This window comes from Desulfobacter curvatus DSM 3379, from assembly GCF_000373985.1.
GTDB lineage: Bacteria > Desulfobacterota > Desulfobacteria > Desulfobacterales > Desulfobacteraceae > Desulfobacter > Desulfobacter curvatus.
Genome location: NZ_KB892956.1, coordinates 1 through 4,974, shown reverse-complemented (window position 1 = coordinate 4,974; position 4,974 = coordinate 1). Strand labels below are relative to the sequence as shown.

Here is a 4,974-nt window from a genome sequence, read left to right as displayed (position 1 = left end):
GAAGACTGGGGCCTGCTTCTCAAAGACAATGCCGCATCATCGGCCATACTGGACCGGTTGCTTCACCATGGTCATCTGCTGAAATTTGAAGGGAAGAGTTACCGACTCAAAGAGGCTGCCAACCGGCTCTCTCAGCTGCGCGACAATAGGGAGGGATGAAAAAAGGAAAAAATGGAAGATATTAAGAGAATAACTTAGATCTCAATATTCTGCCGCCGGGGGATTTTGACCCGGCCACGGGTGGGGGATTTTAAAGTGGCCATCCGGGCATTTTAGACGAGTATGTTGATAAATGCAGGAATATGGTAAAAGATATAGATATCAGTAATGAAAATATATACCCCGTTGATTACGGACAAACCTGACAAACACTGGAAATATGACAATGACAACACCTGATAACACCATGAGCAACAAGGCAAATCGTGAATTACTTGGCAGCCGCACCTTTAAATTTGCCTGTCACGACGGTGTGCCCTGCTTTACCCGTTGCTGCCACAATGCTGACATGTATCTTTATCCCTATGACATTGTACGCATGAAGCAGAACCTTAACATGACCTCGGAGGAGTTCCTGGTTGCCCATACCAAAACAGCCATCCGCGACATGCCCACCTTTCCCAACGTGATGTTGAAAATGAGTGACCGGCAGGGCAACCCCTGCACCTTTCTCACGGAAAAGGGGTGCACGGTTTATCCGGACAGACCCTACTCCTGCCGGGCCTATCCCCTGGAGCCGGCTGTCTATGGTGATGCTGACGGCAGCATGCACATGCAATATTATGTCATGCACCATGATTACTGCAAGGGACATAATGAAGATAAAGAATGGACTGCCAAAGCGTGGATGGTGGACCAGGAAATGCAGACATATCATGAACCCAATAACTGCTGGGCCCGCATTGCAGGCCGTTTACAGGCCGATTCGTTCAGAGCCCAGGGCCTCGATATGAACAGCCCACCCATGAAGATGGCGTTCATGGCCAGTTATAACACGGATACCTTCCGCCGTTTTGTTTTTGAAAGCAGTTTTCTATCGCGTTATGTTGTCCCAGAGCAGCAGCTGGACGCGGTGAAACAAGATGACCTGGAGCTGCTCATGCTTGGACTTACCTGGATCGAAAGGTTTTTGTTCAGTGAAGGACCGTTAGAAGAACGCGCCTGATACGGGAATACTATTTTGATTTAAGGAAAAGAACGTGACAAAACCGATGCAATCCGTTGAAGCACTCTTTTTTGATTTTGACGGGGTCCTGGTGGACTCAACCCATACGAAAAAGAAAGCCTTTGAAACATTGTTTAAAGATTTTTCTGATGAAATCATAAAAGCGGTTGTTCACTACCACGTCTTGCACGGCGGTATCAGCCGGGTTGTAAAAATCCGGCACGCCCATGAAAATATTATCAAAGAACCCCTGACTGAAAAGGAGGTTATGGAATGGGCGGGGCGGTACTCAGATCTCGTGGTACAGGATGTGGTCCGTGCTCCCTGGATAAAAGGGGCAAAGGGTTTTCTGGATGCATATGCGTCAAAACTGCCGGTGTTTATGGTCTCAGGGACCCCGGAACCCGAGCTTAAGTATATAGTGGATCAAAGGAAAATCGGACATTACTTCAAGGAGATCTTGGGCTCACCGGTCAAAAAAACTGAGCATATCCGAAGATTGCTGGAAAAACATAGCCTTACAGCAAAACAATGCGTTTTCATCGGAGATGCCCTAACAGATTATAATGCTGCCCTGGAAACCGGTCTTCGTTTTATCGGTATCCAGGGCGAGGTTAATTTTCCTGATACAGTAAAGCCCTTGCCTGACTGTCAGGGGCTTGAAAGCACCATTAAGAAAATGTGTCCGGCATTCTGACTGGAAACATCCAGGCTGTCTGCTCATCTTTTAAATTTTCATCTGGTCCATGGCTTTTTTCATCTGCCGGACAGCCTGGCGCAGACGTTCTTCATTTTCAACCAGGGCCAGGCGCAGATATCCTTCTCCCTCTTCGGAGAAGCCGGCTCCTGGTGCCACGGCCACATTTCCTTTGTTCATCAGCTGGATTGCAAACTCCATGGACCCCATTTTATTAAACGGTTCAGGGATTTTTGCCCATACAAACATACCGGCCTTGGGTCTTTCTATCTCCCATCCGATGCGTTCAAGGCCTGAACAAAGTACATCCCGGCGGTGTTCATAAATTTTTGCCAGTTCAGGAATGGTATCATCACAGTCCCGAAGGGCAATAATACCTGCCACCTGGATGGCAGAAAAGATGCCATAATCAAAATAGCCTTTGATTTTTCCAAGGGCCTCGACAATTTTTTCATTACCAACGCAATATCCAATGCGCCAGCCGGCCATGTTGTATGACTTGGAAAAGGACCCAAATTCAACACCGACATCTTTGGCGCCCTCAATTTCCAGGAAGCTTGGGGCAACATATCCGTCATAGGTTATTTTGCCATAGGCAAAGTCATTGATAACCATGAATTTAAACCGTTTGGCTAACTTTACGATCTCTTCGAAAAAAGCTTTATCCGTTACAACGCCGGTGGGGTTATGGGGGTAATTGAGCATAAGAACCTTTGGGCTGGGATAACAGGCTTCACATACTTTAATGATCCTGTCCAGAAAACCATTTTCGGGTTCCAGGGGAATTCTCATGACATTGGCACCGGCGATTACCGCTGCATAGATATGGATGGGAAAGGCCGGTGCCGGAACCAGAACGCAGTCCCCGGGACCCATGATAGCCAGGCACAAATGCGAAATCCCTTCTTTAGAACCAATGGTAAAGTAGGTTTCTTTGTCCGCATCCAGACTAATGTTGTAGTGGCGGTCATAATATTTGGCAATCTCTTTTTTTAAATTGGGAAGTCCTGAACTTTCCGGATACCTGTGGGATTTTGGATCCTTGGCAACGCTCACCAGCTTCTCAATAACCGCATCAGGTGTGGGGTCCATTGGATTTCCCATACCAAGGTCAATGACATCATCCCCATTCCGCCGTTTATCCATTTTCATTTTATTGATCATACCGAAAAGGTAAGGCGGCAGGTAATCCATCCGGGAGGCAAACCGAATAATATTGTCTTGTTCCACGTCAAAAGCTCCTAATGATAAATAGTTGAAACATGAAATCAAAATAAAAAAGATATCAGATTTTATTAATCTGATAAAATTAAATTTTTAGTAAAAATTATTTACATGTTTAAAAGTAACAATGTTTCACGGGGAACATCCTCTATTTTAATTGTCATAATAAATAATTATCTACAAAAGATGAATATTGACACTGAACACATCCGGATCTTCCTGAAATATTTTAAGCCCTTCCATGATACTGGTCGCATTTTTAACTTCCCGATTACCAGGGCCTAAAATCAGAGGGCCTTTAAAACTGCCCGGGATGATCAATTCAGACTCTGGGACAGTATCCGGATTTCCCATTGAAATGACAAAAATACCTGTAATTTTTTTTTCAACAATATAGGGAAAGACAATACCGGAAGGAATCAAAAAAGAACCTTTGCGGGAAAGCCCCCACCCTTCACATGGCCGGTTGTGACCAAATTTATTCCACCCAAGACACATCTTACTGATAAACTTAAGATTCAACCCCTTAAGATATAAGAAAGATAAAGGGTCTTCATTATTTTTACCCCAAAGATGGTTGTGTGACCTGATGGCAAATGCCCTTGCTTTTTTTTTCCATACTTTGGCATTCATACAAGAATTTTTTTCACAATTAAGATCAGGTTTCATCAGGTATAAATATGGCCAGGTCCGATGGGGACAAAGCCTTTGCCTTTTCAATTACAGTTCTGGAGTACCGTCCTTTTTCAATAACCAAGGCGGTCTTATCAAGATAATCATTTTTATTCAATATGCCGGCAAACCATAAAATTTTCGGAACCAGTAACGCATTGATAAACGGTAAGTTGCTGCTCAAACAGAATTTTGCCCCTTTTGCATCGTCTATAATAATAAACGAGCGCTGATTCGGGCGGGCATTCTGCAAATAAAGTGCTATGGTCTGCCGTTCACCAGGATCCAGGTTCTCGGGCAGGTGTATATCGACCGGACAGTCATGATTACTTCTGCACACCTTTATACTGTTCTTTTGAACCATGGATAAAAAGAATTTTGCACCAGGATGATCCGGTACCCGCACCTCTTTGTAGACATGGGTTTCCATGATCATAGAAAAATATTGGGTACACAAATGGAAAAGCCCGGTTTTAAATAAAAGAATAGCAGAAGAGGCGTCAATATAAACTATGTGCATTACAATATCCCCCCAAGGTTGAATTGGAAAACCGTATAATAAATTTTCTAAACAGTGTCCATTCATAAACCGGATTTTGAAAAAATATGGTCTAAAAAAGTTTTTAAACAAACGCATTCTGCCAAAAAAGATGTTTGAAATTTGTATATGACTATGTATTTGTCGGTTCCTAAAAAAAATTGAGGTTTAATTGCTTGATATTATGCGGGAAAAAAGTTTTTATTTGGATTAGGTAAAAAAACTGTTTGACAGCCTTGTCATTTTCCTGCATATTACGCCGGTCTTCTCGAGGGGACAAAGCAAAGCGGTTTTCTTCGGGAAGTTTTTTTTTGAGTAGTAAGTTGGATCTTTGAAAATTGGTCAGTGAAAAAGAAAAGAGCGGGTCAATGACAATGCGCTTTGGGCTTAGGCTTTAAGTGCAGACCTTAAAAAGTTTTAGTAAAGGATTATAACTGGAGAGTTTGATCCTGGCTCAGAATGAACGCTGGCGGCGTGCTTAACACATGCAAGTCGAACGAGAAAGGGATTGCTTGCAATCCTGAGTAGAGTGGCGCACGGGTGAGTAACACGTAGATAATCTGCCTTCAAGCCTGGGATAACTATTCGAAAGGGTAGCTAATACCGGATAAAGTCGGTTTACACAAGTAGATTGATGAAAGATTGCCTATTCTTGAAAGCAATTGTTTGGGGATGAGT

At 43.5% G+C, this 4,974-nt stretch carries 6 protein-coding genes and 1 rRNA gene; 4 read left to right on the top strand and 3 right to left on the bottom strand.

Going from position 1 to position 4,974, the window contains the following annotated elements; all coding sequences use genetic code 11:
- Positions 1-12 precede the first annotated feature (12 nt).
- The 3 genes from B147_RS32765 to B147_RS0105650 all read left to right on the top strand — a co-directional run bounded on the left by B147_RS32765 (position 13) and on the right by B147_RS0105650 (position 1,862).
- Positions 13-159 carry an ATP-binding protein gene (locus B147_RS32765; RefSeq protein WP_281167873.1) on the top strand — a complete coding sequence of 49 codons (147 nt, stop codon included), beginning with the start codon at positions 13-15 and terminating at the stop codon, positions 157-159.
- A 226-nt stretch (positions 160-385) separates the two neighbouring features.
- Positions 386-1,165 (top strand): YkgJ family cysteine cluster protein, encoded by a 780-nt coding sequence (locus B147_RS0105655; RefSeq protein WP_020586262.1) that lies wholly within the window; start codon positions 386-388, stop codon positions 1,163-1,165.
- A gap of 34 nt (positions 1,166-1,199) precedes the next feature.
- Positions 1,200-1,862: an HAD family hydrolase gene (locus B147_RS0105650; protein WP_020586261.1), complete on the top strand. Its 663-nt coding sequence runs from the start codon at positions 1,200-1,202 to the stop codon at positions 1,860-1,862.
- Between the two features lie 30 nt (positions 1,863-1,892).
- On the opposite strand, the gene B147_RS0105645 is transcribed toward B147_RS0105650, so the two are convergent.
- From B147_RS0105645 to B147_RS0105635, 3 genes are all read right to left on the bottom strand, one after another.
- On the bottom strand, positions 1,893-3,092 hold the full coding sequence (locus B147_RS0105645; protein ID WP_020586260.1) for an aminotransferase class I/II-fold pyridoxal phosphate-dependent enzyme: 1,200 nt from the start codon (positions 3,090-3,092) through the stop codon (positions 1,893-1,895).
- Positions 3,093-3,263: 171 nt separating this feature from the next.
- Positions 3,264-3,719 carry a hypothetical protein gene (locus tag B147_RS0105640; RefSeq protein WP_157237794.1) on the bottom strand — a complete coding sequence of 152 codons (456 nt, stop codon included), beginning with the start codon at positions 3,717-3,719 and terminating at the stop codon, positions 3,264-3,266.
- A gap of 25 nt (positions 3,720-3,744) precedes the next feature.
- Positions 3,745-4,278 carry a PIN domain-containing protein gene (locus tag B147_RS0105635; protein WP_020586258.1) on the bottom strand — a complete coding sequence of 178 codons (534 nt, stop codon included), beginning with the start codon at positions 4,276-4,278 and terminating at the stop codon, positions 3,745-3,747.
- A 449-nt stretch (positions 4,279-4,727) separates the two neighbouring features.
- Between B147_RS0105635 and B147_RS0105625 the strand changes: the two genes are divergently transcribed.
- Positions 4,728-4,974, top strand: a 16S ribosomal RNA gene (locus B147_RS0105625); the annotation flags it as partial.